This is a genomic window from Peribacillus sp. FSL K6-5616 (assembly GCF_038008245.1).
Classification (GTDB): Bacteria; Bacillota; Bacilli; order Bacillales; family DSM-1321; genus Peribacillus; species Peribacillus frigoritolerans.
Genome location: NZ_JBBOYT010000001.1, coordinates 714,003 through 735,939 on the forward strand (window position 1 = coordinate 714,003; position 21,937 = coordinate 735,939).

Annotated in this window: 23 protein-coding genes; 17 read left to right on the top strand and 6 right to left on the bottom strand. The window is 41.1% G+C overall.

What is annotated here, in order from left to right; genetic code table 11:
- The first annotated feature begins 11 nt into the window (after positions 1-11).
- The 6 genes from MHB45_RS03430 to MHB45_RS03455 all read left to right on the top strand — a co-directional run bounded on the left by MHB45_RS03430 (position 12) and on the right by MHB45_RS03455 (position 6,949).
- Positions 12-971 (top strand): sugar ABC transporter substrate-binding protein, encoded by a 960-nt coding sequence (locus tag MHB45_RS03430; protein ID WP_053087443.1) that lies wholly within the window; start codon positions 12-14, stop codon positions 969-971.
- A 76-nt stretch (positions 972-1,047) separates the two neighbouring features.
- A complete protein-coding gene (locus tag MHB45_RS03435; protein ID WP_072272543.1) occupies positions 1,048-2,061 on the top strand; it encodes a LacI family DNA-binding transcriptional regulator in 1,014 nt (337 codons plus the stop codon).
- Positions 2,062-2,145: 84 nt separating this feature from the next.
- Positions 2,146-3,177, top strand: coding sequence for an inositol 2-dehydrogenase (iolG, locus tag MHB45_RS03440; protein ID WP_048687368.1), 1,032 nt, complete (start codon positions 2,146-2,148; stop codon positions 3,175-3,177).
- A 122-nt stretch (positions 3,178-3,299) separates the two neighbouring features.
- Complete coding sequence (locus tag MHB45_RS03445) at positions 3,300-4,139, top strand: sugar phosphate isomerase/epimerase family protein (protein WP_072272544.1); 840 nt, start codon at positions 3,300-3,302, stop codon at positions 4,137-4,139.
- A gap of 302 nt (positions 4,140-4,441) precedes the next feature.
- Positions 4,442-6,058: a long-chain fatty acid--CoA ligase gene (locus MHB45_RS03450; protein WP_072272545.1), complete on the top strand. Its 1,617-nt coding sequence runs from the start codon at positions 4,442-4,444 to the stop codon at positions 6,056-6,058.
- 93 nt (positions 6,059-6,151) lie between these two features.
- Positions 6,152-6,949: an enoyl-CoA hydratase gene (locus tag MHB45_RS03455; RefSeq protein WP_034314728.1), complete on the top strand. Its 798-nt coding sequence runs from the start codon at positions 6,152-6,154 to the stop codon at positions 6,947-6,949.
- Between the two features lie 143 nt (positions 6,950-7,092).
- Here MHB45_RS03455 and MHB45_RS03460 read toward each other — a convergent pair whose 3' ends face one another.
- Complete coding sequence (locus MHB45_RS03460; RefSeq protein WP_072272405.1) at positions 7,093-8,451, bottom strand: IS1182 family transposase; 1,359 nt, start codon at positions 8,449-8,451, stop codon at positions 7,093-7,095.
- Positions 8,452-8,815: 364 nt separating this feature from the next.
- Positions 8,816-9,004 (bottom strand): YhzD family protein, encoded by a 189-nt coding sequence (locus MHB45_RS03465; RefSeq protein ID WP_048677954.1) that lies wholly within the window; start codon positions 9,002-9,004, stop codon positions 8,816-8,818.
- A 309-nt stretch (positions 9,005-9,313) separates the two neighbouring features.
- Here MHB45_RS03465 and cysK point away from each other — a divergent pair, with 309 nt between their 5' ends.
- The 8 genes from cysK (at position 9,314) to MHB45_RS03505 (ending at position 18,333) form a co-directional block, all read left to right on the top strand.
- The gene (gene cysK / locus MHB45_RS03470) at positions 9,314-10,237 is read left to right on the top strand and encodes a cysteine synthase A (protein ID WP_072272546.1); all 924 of its coding nucleotides are present in this window, start codon (positions 9,314-9,316) and stop codon (positions 10,235-10,237) included.
- A 176-nt stretch (positions 10,238-10,413) separates the two neighbouring features.
- On the top strand, positions 10,414-11,616 hold the full coding sequence (locus MHB45_RS03475; RefSeq protein WP_237766637.1) for a metallophosphoesterase family protein: 1,203 nt from the start codon (positions 10,414-10,416) through the stop codon (positions 11,614-11,616).
- A 21-nt stretch (positions 11,617-11,637) separates the two neighbouring features.
- A complete protein-coding gene (locus MHB45_RS03480) occupies positions 11,638-14,658 on the top strand; it encodes an ATP-binding protein (RefSeq protein WP_072272547.1) in 3,021 nt (1,006 codons plus the stop codon).
- A 35-nt stretch (positions 14,659-14,693) separates the two neighbouring features.
- The gene (locus MHB45_RS03485) at positions 14,694-15,107 is read left to right on the top strand and encodes a hypothetical protein (RefSeq protein WP_072272548.1); all 414 of its coding nucleotides are present in this window, start codon (positions 14,694-14,696) and stop codon (positions 15,105-15,107) included.
- Between the two features lie 311 nt (positions 15,108-15,418).
- Positions 15,419-16,243, top strand: a complete 825-nt coding sequence (locus MHB45_RS03490; RefSeq protein ID WP_048677959.1) for an ABC transporter ATP-binding protein — start codon at positions 15,419-15,421, stop codon at positions 16,241-16,243.
- Positions 16,236-16,934: a (2Fe-2S)-binding protein gene (locus MHB45_RS03495; RefSeq protein WP_072272549.1), complete on the top strand. Its 699-nt coding sequence runs from the start codon at positions 16,236-16,238 to the stop codon at positions 16,932-16,934. The genes MHB45_RS03490 and MHB45_RS03495 overlap by 8 nt, the downstream gene beginning before the upstream one ends.
- Positions 16,935-17,112: 178 nt before the next feature.
- Positions 17,113-18,051, top strand: coding sequence for a 3'-5' exoribonuclease YhaM (gene yhaM, locus MHB45_RS03500; RefSeq protein WP_048677961.1), 939 nt, complete (start codon positions 17,113-17,115; stop codon positions 18,049-18,051).
- A 99-nt stretch (positions 18,052-18,150) separates the two neighbouring features.
- Entirely contained in the window at positions 18,151-18,333 is a 183-nt protein-coding gene (locus MHB45_RS03505; RefSeq protein WP_053344914.1) for a sporulation YhaL family protein, read from the top strand.
- Between the two features lie 55 nt (positions 18,334-18,388).
- Here MHB45_RS03505 and MHB45_RS03510 read toward each other — a convergent pair whose 3' ends face one another.
- Positions 18,389-19,255: a peptidylprolyl isomerase gene (locus tag MHB45_RS03510; RefSeq protein WP_072272550.1), complete on the bottom strand. Its 867-nt coding sequence runs from the start codon at positions 19,253-19,255 to the stop codon at positions 18,389-18,391.
- 200 nt (positions 19,256-19,455) lie between these two features.
- Between MHB45_RS03510 and MHB45_RS03515 the strand changes: the two genes are divergently transcribed.
- Together MHB45_RS03515 and MHB45_RS03520 are read left to right on the top strand one after the other, a co-directional pair.
- Positions 19,456-19,542: a YjcZ family sporulation protein gene (locus tag MHB45_RS03515; RefSeq protein ID WP_105718953.1), complete on the top strand. Its 87-nt coding sequence runs from the start codon at positions 19,456-19,458 to the stop codon at positions 19,540-19,542.
- A gap of 185 nt (positions 19,543-19,727) precedes the next feature.
- Positions 19,728-19,811, top strand: a complete 84-nt coding sequence (locus MHB45_RS03520; RefSeq protein ID WP_034314699.1) for a YjcZ family sporulation protein — start codon at positions 19,728-19,730, stop codon at positions 19,809-19,811.
- A gap of 111 nt (positions 19,812-19,922) precedes the next feature.
- On the opposite strand, the gene MHB45_RS03525 is transcribed toward MHB45_RS03520, so the two are convergent.
- A complete protein-coding gene (locus tag MHB45_RS03525; RefSeq protein ID WP_034314696.1) occupies positions 19,923-20,105 on the bottom strand; it encodes a hypothetical protein in 183 nt (60 codons plus the stop codon).
- A gap of 108 nt (positions 20,106-20,213) precedes the next feature.
- Positions 20,214-20,753, bottom strand: a complete 540-nt coding sequence (locus MHB45_RS28190; RefSeq protein WP_072272552.1) for a DUF3267 domain-containing protein — start codon at positions 20,751-20,753, stop codon at positions 20,214-20,216.
- Positions 20,754-20,994: 241 nt separating this feature from the next.
- On the opposite strand from MHB45_RS28190, the gene MHB45_RS03530 reads away from it, so the two are divergent.
- Positions 20,995-21,321 carry a DUF1878 family protein gene (locus tag MHB45_RS03530; RefSeq protein ID WP_048677964.1) on the top strand — a complete coding sequence of 109 codons (327 nt, stop codon included), beginning with the start codon at positions 20,995-20,997 and terminating at the stop codon, positions 21,319-21,321.
- Between the two features lie 2 nt (positions 21,322-21,323).
- Here the strand turns inward: MHB45_RS03530 and MHB45_RS03535 are convergent, their stop codons facing one another.
- Complete coding sequence (locus tag MHB45_RS03535; RefSeq protein ID WP_034314691.1) at positions 21,324-21,902, bottom strand: HTH-type transcriptional regulator Hpr; 579 nt, start codon at positions 21,900-21,902, stop codon at positions 21,324-21,326.
- Positions 21,903-21,937 lie beyond the last annotated feature (35 nt).

Here is a 21,937-nt window from a genome sequence, read left to right on the forward strand (position 1 = left end):
GAGGTAACAGGATGAATGGGAAACTAAAATGGTTTGGAGCGGCATTAGTGATATCGTGTATGGCGTTAGTGACTGGCTGCGGTGATGGGGATAAAAAAGCGGGCGGCAGTGAAGAGGAAAGTGTCGCAGTCGTTTTAAAAACCTTATCAAGCCCTTATTGGAAATATGTTGAGGCAGGAGCCAAAGCTGCTGGTAAGGACCTTGGAATTACGGTATCGGTGGTAGGTCCTTCTGCGGAGTCGGAAGTGATCCAGCAGGTTAATATGCTTGAGGATCAAATAAACCAGTCACCTGGCGCCATCGTCGTCGCACCTTCGCAACCGGATACGGTCGTTCCGGTGTTAGAAACCGCAGCGCAGAATGTACCTGTGATACTTATAGATTCAGATGCTGATTTTGAAGGGAAAACGACCTTTATCGGTACAGAAAACAAAACTGCAGGTCTGGAAGGCGGGAAATTGTTGGCTTCTACGCTTCAGAAGGGAGATGAAGTGGTCTTGATTTCGGGAGCACTTGGCAATCCGGCTACGGATGCGCGGATAAAAGGTGCAAAAGAAGCCCTTGAAGAGGCAGGTCTGGAAGTTGTTGCAGAACAACCTGGTGATAGTGATAAAACGAAAGCGATGTCAGTAATGGAAAATATTCTGCAAAAAAATGGAGATGTAAAGGGAGTTTTTGCAGCAAATGATGATATGGCATTGGGGGTTTTACGCGCCGTTGAAGCTAAAGGACTGGATATTAAAGTCATTGGCACTGATGGAACCGAAGAAGCGGTTGAATCCATTTTGGAAGGAAAACTAGCTGGCACCATAGCCCAGAGTCCATATAACATGGGTTATCAAGGTGTTGAAAATGCCTTGAAAGCTATAAATGGGGATAAGGTCGATAAGCGGTTAGATAGCGGAATTGACATCATAACAATAAAAAATGCGGAAGAAAAATTGGAATTCTTAAAGAGTATTTCAAAATAAGGAAATCTATAGTACCTGTAAAATTCCTTCATGCTAAAATAAAGTAAAGGATAATTTGGAGGAGTTTTGAAAACACATGAAGCAGCCTACGATTTATGATGTAGCAGAAAAAGCCGGCGTTTCAATTGCCACGGTATCGAAGGTGGTAAATAATACTGGCCGAATTAGCGATAAAACGAGAAGTAAGGTAACGGAAATCATGCAAGAACTTGAATATCACCCAAGCACCGTTGCAGCTGCGCTGACAGGTAAGAGAACATTCACTATCGGAGTGCTTGTCCCTGATATTTCAAATCCCTTTTTTGCTGAGGTTGCCAGGGCATTGGAAAACCATGCTCGTGAAATCGGGTATGCCATTATTTTATGCAGTACGGATTATCAACTGGAAAGGGAACATGACTATTTAGAGCTTCTTATTAAAAAACAGGTGGATGGAATCATAATCGCCACTGAACCGAAGGATCGAAAGATTTTCAAGAAGCTTCATATCAGGAATATTCCACTTTTGATGTTTTCGGTGGACCACCCCTCTTTCGTCGAAACCAATGTTGTCACCACGGATGATGTTCGGGGCGGATATCTTGCCGGACGGTATTTATTGGCTAATGGGCATCGGCATGTTGCAGTGATTGCCGAATTAAACAGGGCGAGCGGTTGCTTGCGTTTAGAGGGATTTAAACAGTCATTGCTCGATGAGGGGATCAGTTTAAATGAAGAACATGTAATTCACTCTAAATCGAAAATTGAAGAAGCAAGAAAGGCCGCCAAGGAAATTTTGCGGTTAGAAGATAGACCCACTGCTATATTCGCTGCAACCGATTTAATAGCAGCAATTTTCATGAATGAAGCCCGAAAGGAAAATGTATTCATTCCGAATGAAATATCGGTTATTGGCTTTGATAATACCATACATGCAGAATTAGCTGATCCAGGTTTAACGACAATAGCTCAGCCAATTGATGAGTTGGCATGTTACGCAATTAACCAGCTTTTGATGTCGATTGAGCAACCGAACAGGTCTGGACATAGAATCATGCTTGCACCATTACTTATAGAACGTAATTCAGTAAGAGACTTAAACAAAATATAAAAAGTATATAGAAAGAAATATTCCACCGGTTATGACCCAGTGGATTTGCATTTAAAGTTAAGCGCTTAATCAGGAGGAGAGTCAATGACACTGACAGTTGGAATTATTGGTGCTGGACGCATTGGTAGATTACATGTAGATAATTTGAAGGGACTTCAGCAAATCCGGATTAAAGGCGTTTCTGATGTTGCAGCCAAACATTTAGAACCATGGGCGATGGAGAAACGAATCGAAGTGTTCACAATAGATTACCATGAATTGCTGAATGATCCTGAGATCCAAGCAGTATTCATATGTTCGCCTACTAATACACATGCAGCAATCATTAAAGAAGCGGCAGAAGCCGGAAAGCATATTTTCTGTGAAAAGCCTGTCAGCTTCTCGGTCGAAGAAACGGAAGAAGCACTCAATGCAGTAAAAAAGGCGGGCGTAAAGCTTCAAGTGGGTTTTAATCGTCGCTTTGATCCAAGTTTTCGAAAGGTTAGTAAACTTGTTCAAGAAGGTGAAATCGGATTACCACATATCCTGCGAATCACTTCCCGTGATCCTCAACCGCCAAGTGCGGATTACATTAAGGATTCAGGCGGTTTATTCATGGATATGACCATCCATGACTTTGATATGGCCCGGTACGTAATGGGAAGTGAAGTTGTCGAGGTATTCGCATATGGAGCTGTACTTGTGGATTCAGCCATCGGTGAAGCAGGCGATATTGACACCGCGGTCATTACGATGAAATTTGCAAATGGCGCACTTGGTGTCATCGATAACAGTCGTCGTGCAGTCTATGGATATGATCAGCGCCTTGAGATATTCGGGGATAAGGGCTCTGCGCAAGTTAATAACAACAGGGCAACAACTGTTGAAATCTCTACAAATGATCACGTGAAGAAAGAAAAGCCGCTACACTTTTTCCTTGAACGGTATTCCCAGGCATATATGGATGAAGTGACGGAGTTTGCCTCGGCATGCCTGGAGAACCATGAGGTGAGTTGTAATGGATTTGACGGTTTACAAGCTGAGCGGATTGCTAGGGCCGCGAAACGGTCGCTAGAAACAAGGATGCCAGTAAGTTTAAAGCAGGCTGAACAACCTGGAACACATGTTATTCGCTGAAAGTGAAATCAGCATTATTATCACCTATTGAAGATCAAGGACAGTTCCATCTAGAACAATTGAATGAGAGAAGGGGATACAATTCGGTAGTGTTCTTACTAACCGCATAAGGAGTAAATGATATGAAATTTTCAATATGCAGCTGGATTTTTGGAGATATGCCTATAGATAAGATCATGCGATTCGTGTCAGGAACAGGATATGATGCAATAGAAATACGGGCAGCCGTGAACGACTATGACTGGAAAGACATTTTACATCTGTCCAAAGAATTGTCCTTGGAAATTGGAGGGTTGACAGGCGATTCAGCCTGGCCCAATCAAGCACATGACTTGGCTAATGCCCATATTGAAAATCGTCGCAAAGCCATAGAATATTTTAAAAGGCAGATGGAGGCAGTGAAGGCGGTAGAGGGGAAATATCTTGTTGTGTGTCCTTCCGCTGTAGGAAAGACTTCACCAATGGGATTAAATGGTGATGACTGGAAATGGGCAGTTGATTCAGTTCAGGAATTAGTGGGAAAGGCATGTGAATTAAATATCACACTTGTTATTGAACCATTGAATAGGTACGAAAGTTGCCTAGTGAACAGTGGGGAAGATGCCTTGCGATTCGTACAGGAAGTGGGAAGTCCAAAGGTAAGGATGCTATTGGATTCATATCATATGAATATTGAAGAAGTAGATTTGGAAACCCCATTCCTGAAAACAAAAGAATATCTTGAAATCGTCCATGTAGCGGATAGCAATAGACAAGCCCTGGGGAGGGGACATATTGATTTTGGGAAAATCACATCCGGTATTAACCGATCTGGGTTCAATGGACATATTGTAGTGGAATGCATGGCACCGGGCGCTGATCCTTTTCAAGCAAGTAAAGGTTATCCCGCAATCGATTTAATTTATACCTATGCAGAAGAATCCTTACTCTATTTAAAAGAGCTTTCCATGGATCGAAGGTAAAGTCATTACAGGAAGTAGATTTTGTTTTTTTTAGATAAGGACTAATGATGGTTTAAATTTCTAAGTCCGATGGACGAATGGATAATCGTAAAACGGAACATTGACGAGCTTCCGCATTCTAAGAAATCAGGCAAATAGAATATCAAAAAAAGGGATCTGGTTTAGATCCTTTTTTTATTTGAAATATCTTCAAGATAACCCCAAATTCAAAATAATCATAAAAGGTACCTAGGGAAAAAGGATTATTTTTTTTCTGGTCGAATATATAATGAGCATGCTTTTAATATAAGGGGGAGATTGTAATGATGGATACTCCATTGATCATGACTCAAATCATTGAGAGAGCTGAAAAATATTTTCCAAAGAAAGAGGTAGTTTCGCGTACGGATGGTGGCATTCACACATTTACATATGCTGAGATTGCTGAGCGTACAAGAAGGCTGACCAGTAATCTTGAAAAATTCGGTATTCAAACAGGTGACCGTATTGGAACGCTTGCCTGGAACCATCATCGGCATTTAGAAGCTTATTTTGCGATTCCTTGTCAAGGTGCTGTCTTACATACAATCAATATGCGTTTGTCCCCTCAACATGTTTCTTATATCGTCAATAGTGCGGAGGATCGATTATTATTGATAGATCCGGATGTCATCCCCCTTTTGGAAGCAATTAAAGATGAGTTAACGACAGTGGAAGGGTATATCATTATGACGGATAAAGATGAGCTGCCTGAAACGACCCTTTCACCTATTTATCATTATGAAAAATTATTAGCCGAAGGAAATCCGAAACAGCCATTCATCCAAACCTTGGATGAAAATGCACCTGCCGGCATATGTTATACGTCCGCCACGACCGGGAACCCCAAAGGTGTGGTTTATTCGCATCGCGGAATTTTACTGCATGCGATTGCACTGGGGCTTGCCGATTCTACAGCAATAAGCGAGCGTGATGTGGCCCTTCCTGTCGTGCCGATGTTTCACGTGAATGCCTGGGGCATGCCTTTTGCCAGTGTCTGGTTTGGAACGAAGATGGTTTTACCAGGACCCTATTTCACCCCAAAGATTTTGGCGGAGCTTATAGAGACGGAGAAGGTTACTATCGCAGCAGGGGTTCCGACGATATGGCTGGGCTTATTGAAGGAGCTGGAAGAAGGCAGCCATGATACGAGCAGCATTCGTGCTGTTTTATGCGGAGGGTCGGCTGCTCCGAAAAGCATGATTAAAACCTTTGAACAAAAGTATGGGATACCATTCCTGCATGCATATGGAATGACTGAAACAAGCCCGCTCGTATTTGTATCGAAACCCAAAAGCTATCAGGAAGACCTCCCTGAAGAAGAACTTTATGAGTTGAAGGCCAAGCAGGGCCTTGTTTCGCCAATGATAGAAATTAAAGTGATCGGTCAGGATGGCGAAGTGAAGCCTGATGGGAAAGAAATGGGAGAATTGCTGATTAGGGGTCCTTGGATTGCCAATGAGTATTTTAAGGATGACCGGTCAGGGGATACGTTTAAAGATGGCTGGCTTTATACAGGGGATGTTGTCACGATTGATGAAGAAGGATTCGTGAAAATCGTCGACCGAACTAAAGATTTGATTAAAAGCGGCGGTGAATGGATTTCTTCCGTGGATATAGAGAATGCCTTAATGGCCCATGAAGGAATCTTTGAGGCGGCGGTAATTGCAGTGCCACACGAAAAGTGGCAGGAACGGCCGATCGCCTGTGTTGTCTTGAAGGAGGCATACAAGGGGCAAGTGTCCCAGGAAGACATCCTCGGATTTTTAAAACCGCAGTTTGCCAAATGGTGGCTGCCGGATGAAGTGGTCTTTTTGGATGAAATCCCGAAAACCGGTGTTGGGAAGTTTTTGAAAAGGGCATTACGTAATCAGCTTCAGGATAAATATATCAATAAATAATGGCATATTTGTTTAATTATAACTTTTCACCCTATTCTGATAATGGATGATAATTATATAATAGATTCATAGAACGAAAGAGGAGGAAATAAATTGAGTATTGAATCGACATCACCTGCAGGCACTGTTTTAGTCACATATTCGGACAGGACGGCCACTGTTGCAATGAACCGTCCAGAGGCAATGAACTCTCTAAATCCGAAAATGCTGCATGATTTCATTAATGCCCTGAAGGAAGTAAGCGAGAATGATGAAGTGGACGTCGTCATTTTAAAAGGGAATGGGAAAGCGTTTTCCGCTGGTGGTGACATTAAGATGATGCTCTCGCCTGGAAAAGAAAATGCTTTCGATGAGCTGATGGATGGAATCAGTGAATTGGTGACCACCCTATACTTCATGCCTAAATTGACCATCAGTGCCATTCATGGTGCAGCTGCAGGGCTAGGGTTGAGTATAGCTCTTGCAACGGATCACCTTATTGCCGATTCGGAAAGTAAGGTTGCGATGAATTTCATCGGGATTGGATTAATCCCTGATGGCGGCGGACACTTCTTCCTTGAACGCCGTCTTGGTGAAGTGGGTGCGAAAGAATTGATCTGGGAAGGTAAAGTGCTTACAGCGCTTGAAGCAAAAGAAAAGGGCCTCATTCATGAAGTGGCAGACGGAACCTTGGAACATGCGGTAGAGAAAAAAGTGCAATCTTGGCTGCAAAGCCCGGTGCAGGCCATGATTAAAACGAAAAAGATCCTTAGTGAAAAAAATCGCCCACTATTAATTAAGATGCTTGAGATTGAAAAAGCTGCTCAGATGAAAATGCGCCAAACAGCGGACCACCAAGAGGGAATAAAAGCGTTCGTGGAAAAAAGGAAACCGAACTTCATTGGAAAATGAATAAGAAAGGCCGTCACTTTCCAGTGACGGCCTCAGTTTGTAGACAAAAGGGGTTCGGAATTAAAAAATTCTGAATCCCTTTTGAAATTCCCTTTGAATTTTCGCCTGAAGTTTAGAGATTGGGGCTCTACGAGCCCACTATGTTAGGCCATTTTTGGACCTTGCCATGTCCAATTGGCCATCTTCTTTAAATTAATGGCAGCGAAAGTAAGCATCGCCTGCATCGACAATTTTTTAAGTCCCCTTAAAGTAGTCCAACGCATACCATGCTTTTCTTTTGCATCTGCGAATACACGCTCAATCGTTTCTTTACGTTTTGCATATATAGGTTTTACATCTTGATGATGACGCAGATGATCTGCTTCTTCCACATGTGTTTGCCAGATATGCCGTGTCACCACTTTTTGACAGTCTTTGCTTTCTGTACACCGAGATAAAAATGAGCATGTTGTACAAATTTGTTTTGGCGATTTGTACTCGCGATAGCCCTCTTTATTTGTTGTTGAGTACTTTAAAGTTTCGCCCGAAGGGCAAAGGTAACAATCAAAATGTTCATCGTATACATAGTCCTGTTTGCGGAAAAATCCTTCTTTGGTGCGAGGACGTGTATAAGGTAAAGCCGGTATGATTTCTTTGTTAAATAGGTAGCTTGTAATCGCTGGTGTTTTATAAGCTGCATCTGCGGCAACGGCTTCCGGTTTTCCAACTTTCTCAATCACTTGTTCAACTAGTGGCTCTAAGATCTGACTGTCATGTGTATTTCCAGGTGTTACAATCGTTCCCAATACAAAACCGTTGCGGTCTGCGGCCGCGTGGAATGAATAGGCAAACTGTTTTGTTCGTTCATCTTTCACATAGTAGCCACTCTCAGAATCCGTTGTACTTTCTTTAATCTCTTTGGTCTCTTCTTTATCAAATTTATCTGGTGGAAAAGGCTTTTTTCCATGGTTTTCACGATCTTGATTGATTTCTTCTTGAAGACGTCCTTGATACGCTCGTGTTTCTTTACGAACGATTTTCTTTTCAAATTTCCGTTTATTCGCACTGGCTTTCACATGTGTGGAATCCACGAAAACGTGTTCAGCACTTATTAACTTTTTATTAGCAGCTGTCATTAAAATGCGATAGAAAATCTGTTCAAACAGATCTGTATCTTTGAAGCGTCGCTCATAATTTTTCCCGAACGTAGAGAAATGAGGTACTTTATCATGGAAACCATAGCCTAAGAACCAACGGTAAGCCATATTGGTTTCAACTTCTTCAATCGTTTTACGCATGGAACGAATACCGAAGGTATATTGAATGAAAGTCAGTTTAACTAAAATAACTGGATCAATACTTGGGCGTCCTACCTCTGAATACATATCTTTCACCAAGTCATAAATGAAAGTGAAGTCAATGGCAGCCTCCATTTTACGAACCAAATGGTTCGGTGGCACCAATTGATCTAAAGTAATCATTTCAAGTTGATCTCGCTGAATAGAATCATGTTTAGAAAGCATCCTCATCACCTCAAGTTTTAATACTTCTATTTTAAAACAAACATGACTCCAGGCAAAAGTGTTCTATCTAAAAGGTAAGACAAAGTTGATTGGAACGGAAGGTACGAGACTCCTGCGGGAAAAGCGCGTCTAGGGGAGACCCCGCAGGCGAAAGCCGAGGAGGCTCCCCGACCGCCCGCGGAAAGCGAGTGCCTGGAGTGGAAATCAACGTCCAAATTGTACAAGCCATAAAAATAGACAAACTCGATTTTCATCGAGTTTGTCTACAGTCTGAGGCCGTCACTTTCCAGTGACGGCCTTTTTTTATATAAGGAAAGTATGGAAAACTCGATCATATTCTCAGTGATTGCGCTTCCATTTTCAATCAGCGATGAAAAAGCAATAAAGCGCCTGAAGGCGATGTACAGCGGTGTGTTTGATCTTGATAGTTTTTTTCCTTCAATAGATTTTGTCCCAATTCTTTTGCTTGTTCATCATTCTCGGCTGTAAATGATTCATCCAATAGTTTTTCCCCTGACGGTTCAAAAACGGTTAATTTGTATATTCTGCTCATTTTCAAAACTCCCTTATCAAAAATGTTATCAACTGTTATAAAAATTTTATCATTATCTGTCAATTTTGACTATTGTTATGTGAGTGAATCTATTAAGACAAGGATTATTGATACATAGCTGAATATCTTGAAAAAGTAACTATATCGAACTAACTTCATCGTTTTTTTCCTTTAAGCTTGGAAAGAATGAAAACAAAACCTATTTATACTAGAGGAATTCTCTCTTTAAAATGAAAAATCATAAATGATATAATAAACTTGAGTAAAAGTGCATGTTGGAAGTGTATGGATCGAAGGGGGTTTTTTTGAATGACGGTAAAAATCGTTAATAATATCACTGAATTGATAGGAGATACACCTGTTGTTAGGATTAATCATTTAACAGCGGAGGGTGACGCTGAGGTATTCGTGAAACTTGAGTATTTCAATCCGAGCCGCAGTGTAAAAGATCGGGCTGCCTTCAACTTAATCAGGCAGGCAGAATTGGATGGTATCATTCAAGCCGGGGCTACGATCATAGAACCAACATCAGGGAATACAGGTATTGGACTTGCCATGAATGCCGCGGCTAAGGGGTATCGGGCAATTATGGTCATGCCGGATAATATGTCGAAAGAAAGAATCAATATCTTAAAGGCATACGGAGCGGAAGTTGTCCTCACCCCTGCATCAGAGCGGATGCCGGGAGCCATTCGTAAAGCCGAGGAGCTCGCCGCAGAGATTCCTAATAGCTTTATTCCGCAGCAATTCGAAAACCAAGCCAATCCTGATATTCACAGAGTGACGACAGCAGTCGAGATTCTGGATCAGATGGATGGAGACCTGGATGTTTTTGTCGCTACTGCTGGAACGGGAGGAACGATAACCGGTACAGGTGAAGCCTTGAAAGAACATCTGCCGGATTTAAGGGTTGTTGTTGTCGAGCCTAAGGGTTCCCCAGTCCTTTCCGGAGGAAAGCCTGGTCCCCACAAGTTAGTGGGTACGAGCCCTGGTTTTATCCCTGCCATCTTAAATACAGAGGTATTTGAGGAAATCGTTCAGGCGGCTGATGAAGATGCGATTTCCACCATGAAGGATATGGCTTCGAAGGAAGGGATATTGATTGGGCCTTCAGGAGGTGCCTCTGTCTGGACTGCCCTGCAGGAAGCCCGTCGTCTTGGAAGTGGAAAACGAGTATTATGCATTGCACCGGATAATGGTGAGCGCTATTTAAGTATGGATATCTTTAATTGATGAAAAGACCGAATGTGTGAATGAAACAATGTTCGCCATTCGGTCTTTTTCCTGTTGAATTTGCCCATACTGCATGATGACGTATTAAAATAATAATGTATGGGAAAGTACGTTCTGTTCATGTTAAAATTGAATGTGAAATGTTGAAAGAAATCGAGGTGATACTTTTGAGCGGTGTGAAGTTCATTCATGCGGCGGATCTCCATCTGGATAGTCCCTTTTCAGGGTTGAAGGATATGCCGTCATCTATATTAAAGGTATTAAGGGAAAGCCCGTTTAAAGCTTTTCAAACTATCATTAATGAAGCAATTTCCCGTCAGGTTGACTTTATCGTGTTATCGGGGGATCTATTTGATGGGGAAAATCGGAGTCTCCGGACACAGGTCCGCTTTCGGACCGAAATGGAAAAGCTCCAGCAGCATCAAATCCCCGCCTATATCATTCATGGTAACCATGATCACCTCAGCGGCTCATGGATTACTGTGGAGCTGCCGGATAATGTCCACGTATTTTCAGGGCAAACCGGAGTGAAACGGTTTGAAAAAATCGATGGGACGACTGTCCATCTTTATGGATTCAGTTATCCACGCCGTCAAGTAAGGGAGAGAATGATCGAAACCTACATAAAAGCTGAAGGGGCCGATTATCATATAGGTTTGCTTCATGGGAATTTGGAAGGCAATTCCGAACATAGCCCGTACGCCCCTTTTTCATTGAAGGAACTTGCTGCCAAAGATTTCGATTACTGGGCATTAGGCCATATTCATAAACATCAGGTTGTTTCGGAAGATCCGCTTGTGATATACCCAGGAAATATTCAAGGCAGGAACAGAAAGGAGTCAGGCGTTAAAGGGTGCATGCTTATAGAATTCGATGGGGACATGAAGCGCCATTCTTTTATTGAAACCTCTGAGGTGATATGGGAAAGCGAAACAATTGAACGATCCGCAGAAGGTGGATTTGATGCCCTGTTCAAGCAATGCAAGGAAGTAATTGAACGGAAGGGTTCCGATGGGAGAAGCTTTCTTTTGGAGTTGAAGCTGGATGCAGGTGATGCAGCAGGAGCTTCCGGGGAATATCTTGAAGAATTGACCCGGATTTTGCAGGAAGGGGACCAAGGGGAATCATTTGTCTGGGTGTATAAAATCAAACTCATCCAGTCCATTCCCATGAATAGGCCAAATGAAAGTATATCGCCATTTCTGGCTGAGGTATCCAGGCTTGCTTCTGAATTTGATGATACGGAGGCTGCTCTTGCCCCGCTATACATTCATCCTGGAGCAAGAAGGTTTCTCGATTCAATAGAGCCGGAAGAGCAGATCGAACTGTTGGATGAAGCGGAAAGATGGCTTTTGCACATTTTTGAAGCGAATAAATGAGTGTAGGGAGGAGGAACGGATTTGATTATTAAAGACCTCCATGTTTATGGTTACGGCAAACTGGAAAATCAGCGTTTTCCTGAATTGGGACAGCTGCAGATTTTCTTTGGGGAAAATGAATCGGGCAAGTCAACCATCATGTCCTTCATTCATAGTATGCTATTTGGTTTTCCGACAAAGGTTCAAAACGAACCGCGTTACGAGCCGAAAATGCATGCCAAATATGGGGGAAGGCTCAGCCTCATAACAAAAAAAGACGGGGAAATCGTTATTGAACGTGTGAAGGGAAAAGCTACTGGTGATGTGAAATTGACCTTCGAGGATGGAAGGGTCGGCGGCGAGGAAGAATTGAATGAGATTCTTCATGGCGTTGATAAAAACTATTACCAAGCCATTTTTTCTTTCGACCTTCAAGGCCTGCAGGGATTACATACACTAAGTGAAGGTACGATGAGTAAATATCTGCTTTCAGCCGGACTGATCGGGAATGATAAACTTCTTGAAGCCGAAACGAAATTGCAAAAAGAGCTCGATTCAAGGTTCAAGCCATCAGGCCAAAAACCATTGCTGAATGTGAAATTGAAAGAACTTAAGGAATTGCAGAAAAAGGTGAAAGCATCAGAAGAAGAACAGCAGTCATATACGGCATTACTTCAGGAAGAAGCAAAACTTAAGGAGGAGCTCTCTAAAGTCACGGAAGGCATTCAAGAGATTGAAGAAAATCTTGTTAACGTAAGTGCCTTTTTGCGAATTAAACCCTTGGTTGAAGAACAGGGGGAACTAGAGGCTGAAATAAGTAAAATTCCGGATGTAAGTTTTCCTGTTGATGGCTTAAAAAGACTTGAACAGCTACAGGCAGTTGGAATCCCCATGAAAGCCCAACTTGCGGCATTGACTGAGAAAATGGACAAACTTGAGGGGAAACTCACGGAAATCGAAATCAATCCTTTCATCAAGGAGCATAAAGAGCAAATTGAACATGCAATCGATCAAGGAACATTGTTGGAGAAGCTCGAGCTGGATATTAGAAAAGCGGAACACGAAATGCTGTTGGAAGAAAAGAATATCGAAAAGGTGAAGCAGGAATTATTCTTGGATGTTCCTGATGAGGAAATAAGAAAACTGGATATCAGTACATTCATGAAGGAAAAGGTGAAAAGGGCCGAAAGGGAAAAGCATCAGCTCCAAAATGATAAAAAACAGCTCGATGAGAAATATGAACTGCAAAAGGGAAGTCTGGAAACGACAGAAGCCCGCTTGAAGGAGATAAAGGGCCAGTTACTGCCAGATGAAAAAAGAATCGGGCTGGAGTCCTTATACAACAAGCAGAATAACATCGAATTTGAAGCAGCACAATCCCTTATTCTTGATGAACAAATACTTGAACTTGAAAAGCAATTGGGATTACAGAGGAAGAAGGAAGCGGACAATCGCAAACGTTCACATATCATGAATGGCAGTTTAATAGTGCTACTATGTTTAGGTGCAATCGGAAGTTATTTCAGTGAACAGATTTTGTTGGGTGTGATACTTCTAGCCGTAACTGTTCTGTTTGCGGTTTCCAGGTATCTCTTTAAAGGTGATGATATATCGTCCGGGTATATCAGGCAATTGGATGAGATGAAAAGGAAAAGGGCTGCAATTGGGAGTGAAACCAATAAAGGGAGTGAAGGAGAGTCGATGGGGCGGCTGCTTGAACTGGACCAACGTCTCCAAAGGCGCTTTGAAAGTGAAAGTTTCAAATATGAAGAAAGGGAGGAAGCGTTTGAATCGACGATTCAGGAGTATGCCGATTGGGAAGCTAGCAGGGACCGGTTGGATAATGAATTGAGGAACATCTTAAGCGGTTGGGGTCTGTCTTATCCCGGAATGGAAATCAATCTTGAATCTGTATTTGAACTTCTTGAGAAATGGAAGGAAGCCGTTGATAGGAAATATGAAACAATCAAGAGGCATGATTTTCTCCGGGCAGAATTTGAGGGTAAATCAAAGGCTTTGTTTCATTTTGCAAATAGCCTTGATTTTGAACCATCCACATGGAGGGAAGCGATTGGCCAATTGAAACGGGAGTTGAATAAAGCGATTGAATTCTCCGTTCAGTTAACGCAATGGATGCAGGAAAGAAGCCGTTTGACGAACGAAATCGAGCAGCTGACGATGGAAAATGGCTATCTTGATGCAGAAATGGAAATGCTTTTTAAGTTAGCGAAGGTCAAGGACGAGGAAGAATTCAGGCATGTTGCTGCATTGTCCGAAAAGAAAATCACCTTACAAAAGCAGCTTGATTTGATTACCATTCAGATTGGGCAATCCAGAATGCTGCCTGATCAAATCCAATATTTTTTAAAACAGGGGACCAATACTTATACATTTGAGAATTTAGAACAGAAACGGAAGGATTCTGTAAAGGCGAAATCCCTTTCATTAGAGAAGCGGGCGGATGCGAAGCATAAGATAAAACAGCTTGAAGTTTCAGGGATTTATGATGATTTACTTCATCGTTTTCATGAAGAAAAAGCTGCTTTTAACGAAGAGGCGAAGGAATGGGCGAAATTGGCAATAGCCAAAAGCTTATTGAATAAAACATTGGACCGATATAAAAGGGAGCGCCTGCCGAAGGTGATCGCTGATGCCGAGCGGCATTTTTCCTTTTTAACGAATGGAAGCTACCGGAAAATCATCCTTGATCAGTCGGGAGAAGGGATACTGGTACAGCGCAGTGATGGTTTGAGTTTCAGGGTTGAAGAGGTCAGCCGCGGGACAGCTGAGCAAATTTATGTTTCCTTAAGGCTCGCACTTGCTGATCATACTTTTGAAAATGATTCATTCCCTCTCATCATTGATGATAGTTTCGTCAATTTTGATGCGGAGAGGACAAAACGGATGCTTGAGTTATTGAAAAAAGTTTCGGAAAAGCGGCAAATCTTATTTTTTACATGCCACCGATATATAATGGAGTACTTTAGTGAAAATCAAGTGATTCGTCTATCCAGTCCCGTATTGCGCCAAAATATGAATGATTTGATCATCCCCGAAATATAATGGGTCTTAAACTATAGATAAAGAGAGTGAAGTCATTGAATAGGAATGAGTTTGTAAGCCGCCATGATTCTTCTTTGGAGTTAATCATCGAAAAGGAGTTTCCTGGTAAACGATGTGTTGGGGGAAAATATTCTGCCATAGGTCATAGCATCACTTTATATGAGAGAGATATTGAAATTCAGTGTGAGCGCTACCTAGGCTCGCTTGCAAGGCTTGAGGAATATACATGGGTGATTCTCACACATGAGATGGGGCACGCATTAGACCCTGATCTTGCTGTGCTTAGTGAGGAGCTGCACCGTACAGGAAAATCAGAAATCCTTTATCAAATAGAGGTCAATGCATGGAATATTGCAGAAGGATTAATTCCTTTTATCGATCAGGATTTATTTACCTCCATTAGGGATGAATCCTTGGAACATTGTACAAATCGCCTGCTTGTCGGTTAACAGGCTCTCCATATGGAGGGCTTTTTTTATTTTCCGCTAAATGGAGTTTGGAAATTCCGATAGTAATTCGCAAAGGGGGAGAATGGACTATCGTTCGGAAGCTGCAGGCAGTGATAAATGAAAGTATAATGTGCTTTTTTTTAGATTAATGTTTCCAAAGGAAGCTTCATATCTTTAAAGGAGCAATCATTTTAATGAATCATTTAAGAGGAACGGGACATGGAGTTTTTGGTTTATATTCCTTTTTAAGATTGACAGTGAGAATCATTTTCATTAAACTGGTATTATTAGACTAAAAGGGGAGTATTTTAATGCGACCAGCTATTAACACTCAGTCTTTATCGCTCGGTTATGGTGATAAATTAATAATAAATGATATGAATATAGAAATACCCAAAGGGGAGATCACCGTATTCATCGGTGCTAATGGATGTGGGAAATCAACACTTCTAAGGTCTGTAGCCCGATTGTTAAAACCTCAATCCGGCTCGGTCATGCTCGAAGGCAAAGCGATTTCAACCATGTCATCGAAGGATGTAGCGAGAAAGATGGCGATTCTTCCGCAATCCCCGGTTGCTCCTGAAGGGCTTACCGTCTATCAACTTGTTAAACAAGGAAGATATCCTTATCAAAGTTGGTTGAAACAGTGGAGTTCCGTGGATGAAGAAAAAGTTCAAAAGGCGATTGAAGCAACGAATCTGACCGATTTAAAGGATCAGGCAGTCGATGAATTATCGGGAGGGCAGAAGCAACGGGCATGGATAGCCATGACGCTTGCTCAGGATACGGATGTCATATTGTTGGATGAACCGACTACATATCTTGATATGACCCATCAAATCGAGATTTTGGACTTATTGTTCGATTTGAATGAGTTTGAGAACCGAACGATCGTGATGGTACTTCATGATTTGAATTTAGCTTGCCGTTATGCGGATAATCTGGTGGCACTTAAAAATGGGGCGATACATGCTCAAGGACGGCCAGAGGATATCATCACGCCTGAATTGGTACAGCATGTATTCAGCATGGAATGTCAAATATCCTTTGATCCAATTTTTGGCAGTCCCATGTGCGTCCCGTTTGGTAAAGGGCGCTACGCACAAACTCAGATAAAAGCGCTGGCCAATGCATAACCTTACACCATCCATTGAAAAAGAACTTCAGGGATACCGGATATCCTTTCGAGATGAAGCCAAAGTTTCCAAGACCTTCAATCATGCTGATGAGCTTATTCAGTATGCACAAGCCCGGACTGGGGCGGAAACGTCAAGGATAGCCATTTCAATGTGGTTCAGACGCTATGCTTTTTTTGTCACGGCACAATTGTACATGTTAAGTAAACATCGGCTTATCTGGGAAGGCACACTTCAGGACTTTGGTGTTTTGGATGATCCGGAAGATGAGCATTGGCTCCCGAATTTTTTGCTGAAAACCAACAGTTGGAGCAATGTCACGGAAAAGGAAAGCCCTTCTGCCCTCCATTCCATATTGAACAGCTTTGGTGCTGATGCCATTCGCTTCTTATCCGGAACTGCTAAAATATCGAAACTAGTACTTTGGGAAAATATTTGGAGCTATACGGTATGGATGTATAGTGAGTTATTGAAGCAAACTGATATAAAGAAGCGAGTTGAAAAGGACATTGAAATGCTTCTTGAAGATGAAGTATGGCTGAATATTGAAACGCGTTCCCCCTTTAAACGATTCATTGGGGAAAAAAGTGTTCCGGAGTCCGTGAACCCTTATAAACGGGTGACATGCTGTTTATATTACCGAATTGATGGCCAGGAGAAGTGCGCGTATTGTCCGAACAAAAACTGTTGAAATAGATTTGATTGGAGAGCCAGGCTTGGGATTAAGCCTGGTTTTCTTGTGGAGTGATAAGAGACGGCAAAGCTTTAGCTTTTCCTGTCCAATGTCCATCACTTATTAACGAAAACTAAACGCACTAACGAGATTGGTATGTTATAATGTTGATATTTAATTGAACGGGGGCAGTCGCATGGGAAATGGGATCATACACTACGGAATTGGTGAAGTAGTAGATATATATATGTACATTAAAACGAGTACAAAAGCGGTGGCAAGTAATGGAAAGCCGTTTTTAACATTGATTTTGTGCGATAAAACCGGGGAGATAGAGGCAAAGCTATGGGATGTTTCCGAGGCTGATGAGAAAACATACAGTGCGGAAGCAACAGTGAAAGTTCAGGGGGAAGTCCAGAATTATCGAGGACGCAGCCAATTGAAAATCCGTAATATTAGAATTACTTCAGATACTGACGGGGTCACGAAAGCCGATTTAATTCAAACGGCGCCTTTAAGTCAGGAAGAAATGATGGAAACCATCACTCAATACATTTTTGAAATGAGGAATCCGAATATCCAAAGGGTGACTAGGCATCTCATTAAAAAATATCAGAATGAGTTCCTGACGTTCCCTGCTGCCACCAAGAACCATCATGAGTATATGTCGGGGCTGGCCTATCACGTTGTATCGATGCTAGGGCTGGCTAAGGCCATTTCAACCCTATATCCTTCCCTCAATAAGGATCTTTTGTATGCAGGGGTCATTCTGCATGACCTTGGAAAGGTGCATGAGTTATCTGGACCTGTTTCGACTGTTTATACAGTGGAAGGGAACTTGTTGGGACATATCACGATCATGGTGAATGAAGTCGGTAAAGCTGCAGAGGAATTGGGCATTGAAGCGGAAGAAATCATGATTCTCAAGCACTTGATATTAAGCCACCATGGTAAAGCTGAGTGGGGCAGTCCCAAGCCGCCAATGGTTAGGGAAGCGGAAGTGCTGCATTATATTGATAATATGGATGCCAAGATAAATATGATGGACCGCGCCTTGGAAAAAGTGAAGCCGGGTGAATTTACGGAAAGAGTCTTCGCGCTCGATAATCGTTCATTCTATAAACCGACATTTTAATGAAATATGCTTCTTTCTCGATGGAGAAAGAAGCATATTTTTTTTGTTCGTGCATATTCTCTAGTAAATGAATAGTAGATTTTTTGGGAGGGAATGGACATGCCAATTTGGATCTGGTTCGTGTTTATTGGAATAATTGTCAGTGCAGTCATGTCAATTTGGACAGCTAGGCAGGAACGCCTCATAGATGATGCTTGGATTGAAAAGGAAGGTCAGAAATACATTGAACGCATGGAAGAAGAGCGTGAGAGGCGTAAAAAGGATATAAATCAGGGAGCATAGCCCGAATGATGAAAAAAAAGCGACAGGTAAAGTCCTGTCGCTTTTTACTATTCAATTATTTTTCAGCATTGGCTGCGTCACCAGAAGTGATGGCATCTTTTAAATCTTTGTCTTTAATCTTCACGTCCGCTTTTTTGACTTCAGAATTCAGAATGTCCTGAACTTTAGTTTGGTCAATTTGAGCGACTTTCAAATCATATTCAAGATCTTTTTTCATATCTTCGTATGATTCTTTTTCTTTTGTATCAAGAAGTTGGATGATGTGGTAGCCATAATCGGATTTAATCGGCTTGCTGATTTCATCTTTCTTCATTTTGTAAGCTTGCTCTTCAAATGCAGGAACCATTTCGCCTTGTCCGAACCAGCCTAGCTCCCCGCCTTTTTCAGCTGTGCCTGTGTCCGTTGAATATTCTTTGGCAAGTTTGGCAAAGTCATCACCTTTGTCCAATTTAGCTTTAACTTCATTAGCCGTTTTTTCGTCTTCCACGAGAATATGTCTCGCTTTGATTTGTGGTTTATAGTCTTCATAAGCTTTTTTCACATCAGCTTCTTTAACTTTTATATCGGCAACGGCTGCTTTTTCTTGAAGCATGCCGATTTTAAGTGCACGTTTAAGATCAGCTTCGCTCTTATATCCGGAAGAGGCCAGGGCCGTTTCGAAATTTTCACCCATTTGCGCTTTAAGTTCGTCCGTTTTAGCTTTAACTTCTTTATCCGTTACTGTATATTTTTCAGAAAGAACTTTTTCATAAACAAGTTCTTGAAGAACGGTTTCACCATAACGGTCTTTCATTACATTGTAAAATTCTTCTTTGGTTATATCCCCCGCTTTAGTTTCCACGACTGCTTCCTTGTCGCTGTTGCATGCTGTAAGTCCGATCAGCCCTGCAGTAACAGCAATCGATAATGCCCACTTCTTCATAAAAACAACTCCTAGTTATAAGTTTCTGGTTTGCTATTTTTTCGTATTTCCACAAAATTAACTATAACATATTCTGGTTACTTTACAAAAAATAATATATTGGTGCCTGAATAAGATTTTTTTGAAAAATGGGTGTACGCCTACCCGGATATTAATCCATTACATATGATAAATCGAGGACAACAAAAGGGGGTAGCATGATGGGTAATGGATTTAACGGAGGCGGCTTCGCTTTGTTAGTGGTGTTATTCATTTTATTAATAATTGTAGGAGCAGCCTATTGTTAATCGGCTGCAAAATTACTAATGGAAAGAGCCCACTCCTTTTGCCATGGAGTTGAATAGGATAGGGTAGCCGCTCAACACAAAAGATTTAAGTGATTTTCAAGCTATGAAAGGAATGGATTCCTTTTGGCGCATATAAGAGTGTGCATTAAATTATTATTACTTAAGAATGGAAAGGAGGAAGATCAATGTCTGGAGGAATAGGTGGAGGCTTTGCTCTAATTGTCGTTCTTTTCATCCTGTTAGTCATCATTGGAGCTTCTTGGTTATAAAACCATAAACAAAAGGCGAAGCTATTGCTTCGCCCTTTTTCTTTATGTGGATAATGCTCCGGGTATCACCAATGTATGTAACAAATGATGGACATCATTTGTTGCTCATCTCTACGTATACAAAATTTCAATATAGGAGGATAATAACATAATAGTAATTAATACATTAATGGTCCTGAATACTTTAGGCTGCCGGTCTTCAGCAATTTCCTTTTGAATGCATAAAGAGTTTGTCATTCTATTAATATTATAAAGGATCAAAATAGCAAAAATAATAAACCAGAACGAGATCAAAACCTAAAATCCCTCCTTGCAAAACATCATGTATAAATACGATACCAAATTATAATGAAAAAAGATACCTAAAAATCTTAGCAGTCATCATTATGAATGAATAAGGAATCACTTTTGAATAAGTATATCGTATCCTTCGAGGTGTTCCTCGATAAAAGAATGCCTTGGGGACCCAACCAGGTTTTTTATATAAATAAAATCCGATACGCATAAGCCGGTGTGCAGGGATAATAAAATAGTGAAATAATGGATGTAATGCGGAAAACTAAGGGCACAACCAATCAATGTGACAGACATAATGACGAAAGGCAACACAAGGGTCAAGAGATATAGATGCTTTCGAATCGGAACATGGACATTGACTCTGCATGTTAACACCAGGTTCCACTTCAAGGACCATGAAGTTTTCACTTTTTTACATAATAATCGTAAAGGTAAATAGTGTAATAGTTTGTGAACAGGATATAATAAGAGCAATAGGCTAAAAAATACCATTGTTTGATCGCCATACAAAATAACATGGGTTGAAAAGACACTTAATAATGTATAGATCAGAACAAAAGACATCAATATAGTAAAAACTGAAAAAAAGAGCAGACGGCAATTCCCATATTGTTTTGCCACGTCAATTGTTTTCCACGAATTCATTTCGAAATCAGCCCTCCAAAGCTGTTGAATATACTTACATACATTACGATGAATGGGTGGAAAAAGCAATGGAATTCTTGGATTATGTTTAAGATAAAATCACTTTGGTGAGTAAGCATGCTATGGGCGTTTAAGGCAGGTTTTGAAATGGGGATCAGGCGGATTACCGAATGTGAAAAATCAAAAATTTGTTATAAGTCTTTTATGTTAAATTGAATGATTGAATGGGGATTAGTGATGTATGAAAAATATAAATGAAGAATTGGAAATACTCCGTTTTCATCAACGGCTTTTATTAAACCTTATACGCAATCCGGAGGCGAAGTTGGACTATTTATTTGTGGAAAAAAATTTCACGAAGAAGGAAGCGGAAGAATTATTGGAAGCATGTGATATCTTGAGCAAACGCTATGAAATAGAAAAAGCGGAAGGGTATATGAACTTTCGACCGCTTTTTAATCAATTTGAAAGAAAGGTTAATCCAAAAATAACTACAAAGGAATGCATTGATGCATGCATCTCACAAGGTTTATATGTATCATTCATGAAGGAAATGGATAGAGTATGAGATTAAACTGGCTCAGTTTCTTTCTCTATCTTTTTTTTTGTGATTTTACCCTCCACGTCCGTAAACTCCTGATCGATGTTATCGAAGGATCGTTCAAAGATTTGCATGAAGTCTTCACCGTAGATATTTCGGATGATGGCCATCATTTCAATCATATCCGGAAACTTGCCATAAAGCTCACGCAATGGAAGTGCACCCGAGAAAGCGGAGTTCTTACTTGGGTCGTATGTCTCCATTAAATCAAGTAGAATTTTTTCACCTTCCGCTGTGATCTCTATATACGTATTCCTTTTGTCATTTTCTTTTTTTGAAAATGTTAAGTATCCGCGTTCCTCTAATTTTTTTGAAAAGTTAAATGCGGTAGAAACATGCATGACCCCAAATTTTGCAACATCTGAAATGGAAGAGCCATTAAGATGGTAGGCAATCCAAAGAATATGGTGCTCATTGATGTTTAAATCATAGGGCTTGATCCATTGCTGCCAATCTTTTTCAATCGATTTCCATAATGCTTTGCTTAATTGTGCAATTCGTTGACTAAAAATCATTGCTTCTTTCATAGAATAATTTTTATTCTGCATATTATGGGCTCACCTACTTATAAGATTCTATATAT

Bases quoted from the DNA above. Each gene is read 5' to 3' on its own strand.
- MHB45_RS03430 (WP_053087443.1), top strand. From the start codon at position 12: ATGAATGGGAAACTAAAATGGTTTGGAGCGGCATTAGTGATATCGTGT.
- MHB45_RS03435 (WP_072272543.1), top strand. From the start codon at position 1,048: ATGAAGCAGCCTACGATTTATGATGTAGCAGAAAAAGCCGGCGTTTCA.
- iolG (WP_048687368.1), top strand. From the start codon at position 2,146: ATGACACTGACAGTTGGAATTATTGGTGCTGGACGCATTGGTAGATTA.
- MHB45_RS03445 (WP_072272544.1), top strand. From the start codon at position 3,300: ATGAAATTTTCAATATGCAGCTGGATTTTTGGAGATATGCCTATAGAT.
- MHB45_RS03450 (WP_072272545.1), top strand. From the start codon at position 4,442: ATGATGGATACTCCATTGATCATGACTCAAATCATTGAGAGAGCTGAA.
- MHB45_RS03460 (WP_072272405.1), bottom strand. From the start codon at position 8,451: ATGCTTTCTAAACATGATTCTATTCAGCGAGATCAACTTGAAATGATT.
- MHB45_RS03465 (WP_048677954.1), bottom strand. From the start codon at position 9,004: ATGAGCAGAATATACAAATTAACCGTTTTTGAACCGTCAGGGGAAAAA.
- cysK (WP_072272546.1), top strand. From the start codon at position 9,314: ATGACGGTAAAAATCGTTAATAATATCACTGAATTGATAGGAGATACA.
- MHB45_RS03490 (WP_048677959.1), top strand. From the start codon at position 15,419: ATGCGACCAGCTATTAACACTCAGTCTTTATCGCTCGGTTATGGTGAT.
- MHB45_RS03495 (WP_072272549.1), top strand. From the start codon at position 16,236: ATGCATAACCTTACACCATCCATTGAAAAAGAACTTCAGGGATACCGG.
- yhaM (WP_048677961.1), top strand. From the start codon at position 17,113: ATGGGAAATGGGATCATACACTACGGAATTGGTGAAGTAGTAGATATA.
- MHB45_RS03505 (WP_053344914.1), top strand. From the start codon at position 18,151: ATGCCAATTTGGATCTGGTTCGTGTTTATTGGAATAATTGTCAGTGCA.
- MHB45_RS03510 (WP_072272550.1), bottom strand. From the start codon at position 19,255: ATGAAGAAGTGGGCATTATCGATTGCTGTTACTGCAGGGCTGATCGGA.
- MHB45_RS03515 (WP_105718953.1), top strand. From the start codon at position 19,456: ATGGGTAATGGATTTAACGGAGGCGGCTTCGCTTTGTTAGTGGTGTTA.
- MHB45_RS03520 (WP_034314699.1), top strand. From the start codon at position 19,728: ATGTCTGGAGGAATAGGTGGAGGCTTTGCTCTAATTGTCGTTCTTTTC.
- MHB45_RS28190 (WP_072272552.1), bottom strand. From the start codon at position 20,753: ATGAATTCGTGGAAAACAATTGACGTGGCAAAACAATATGGGAATTGC.
- MHB45_RS03530 (WP_048677964.1), top strand. From the start codon at position 20,995: ATGAAAAATATAAATGAAGAATTGGAAATACTCCGTTTTCATCAACGG.
- MHB45_RS03535 (WP_034314691.1), bottom strand. From the start codon at position 21,902: ATGCAGAATAAAAATTATTCTATGAAAGAAGCAATGATTTTTAGTCAA.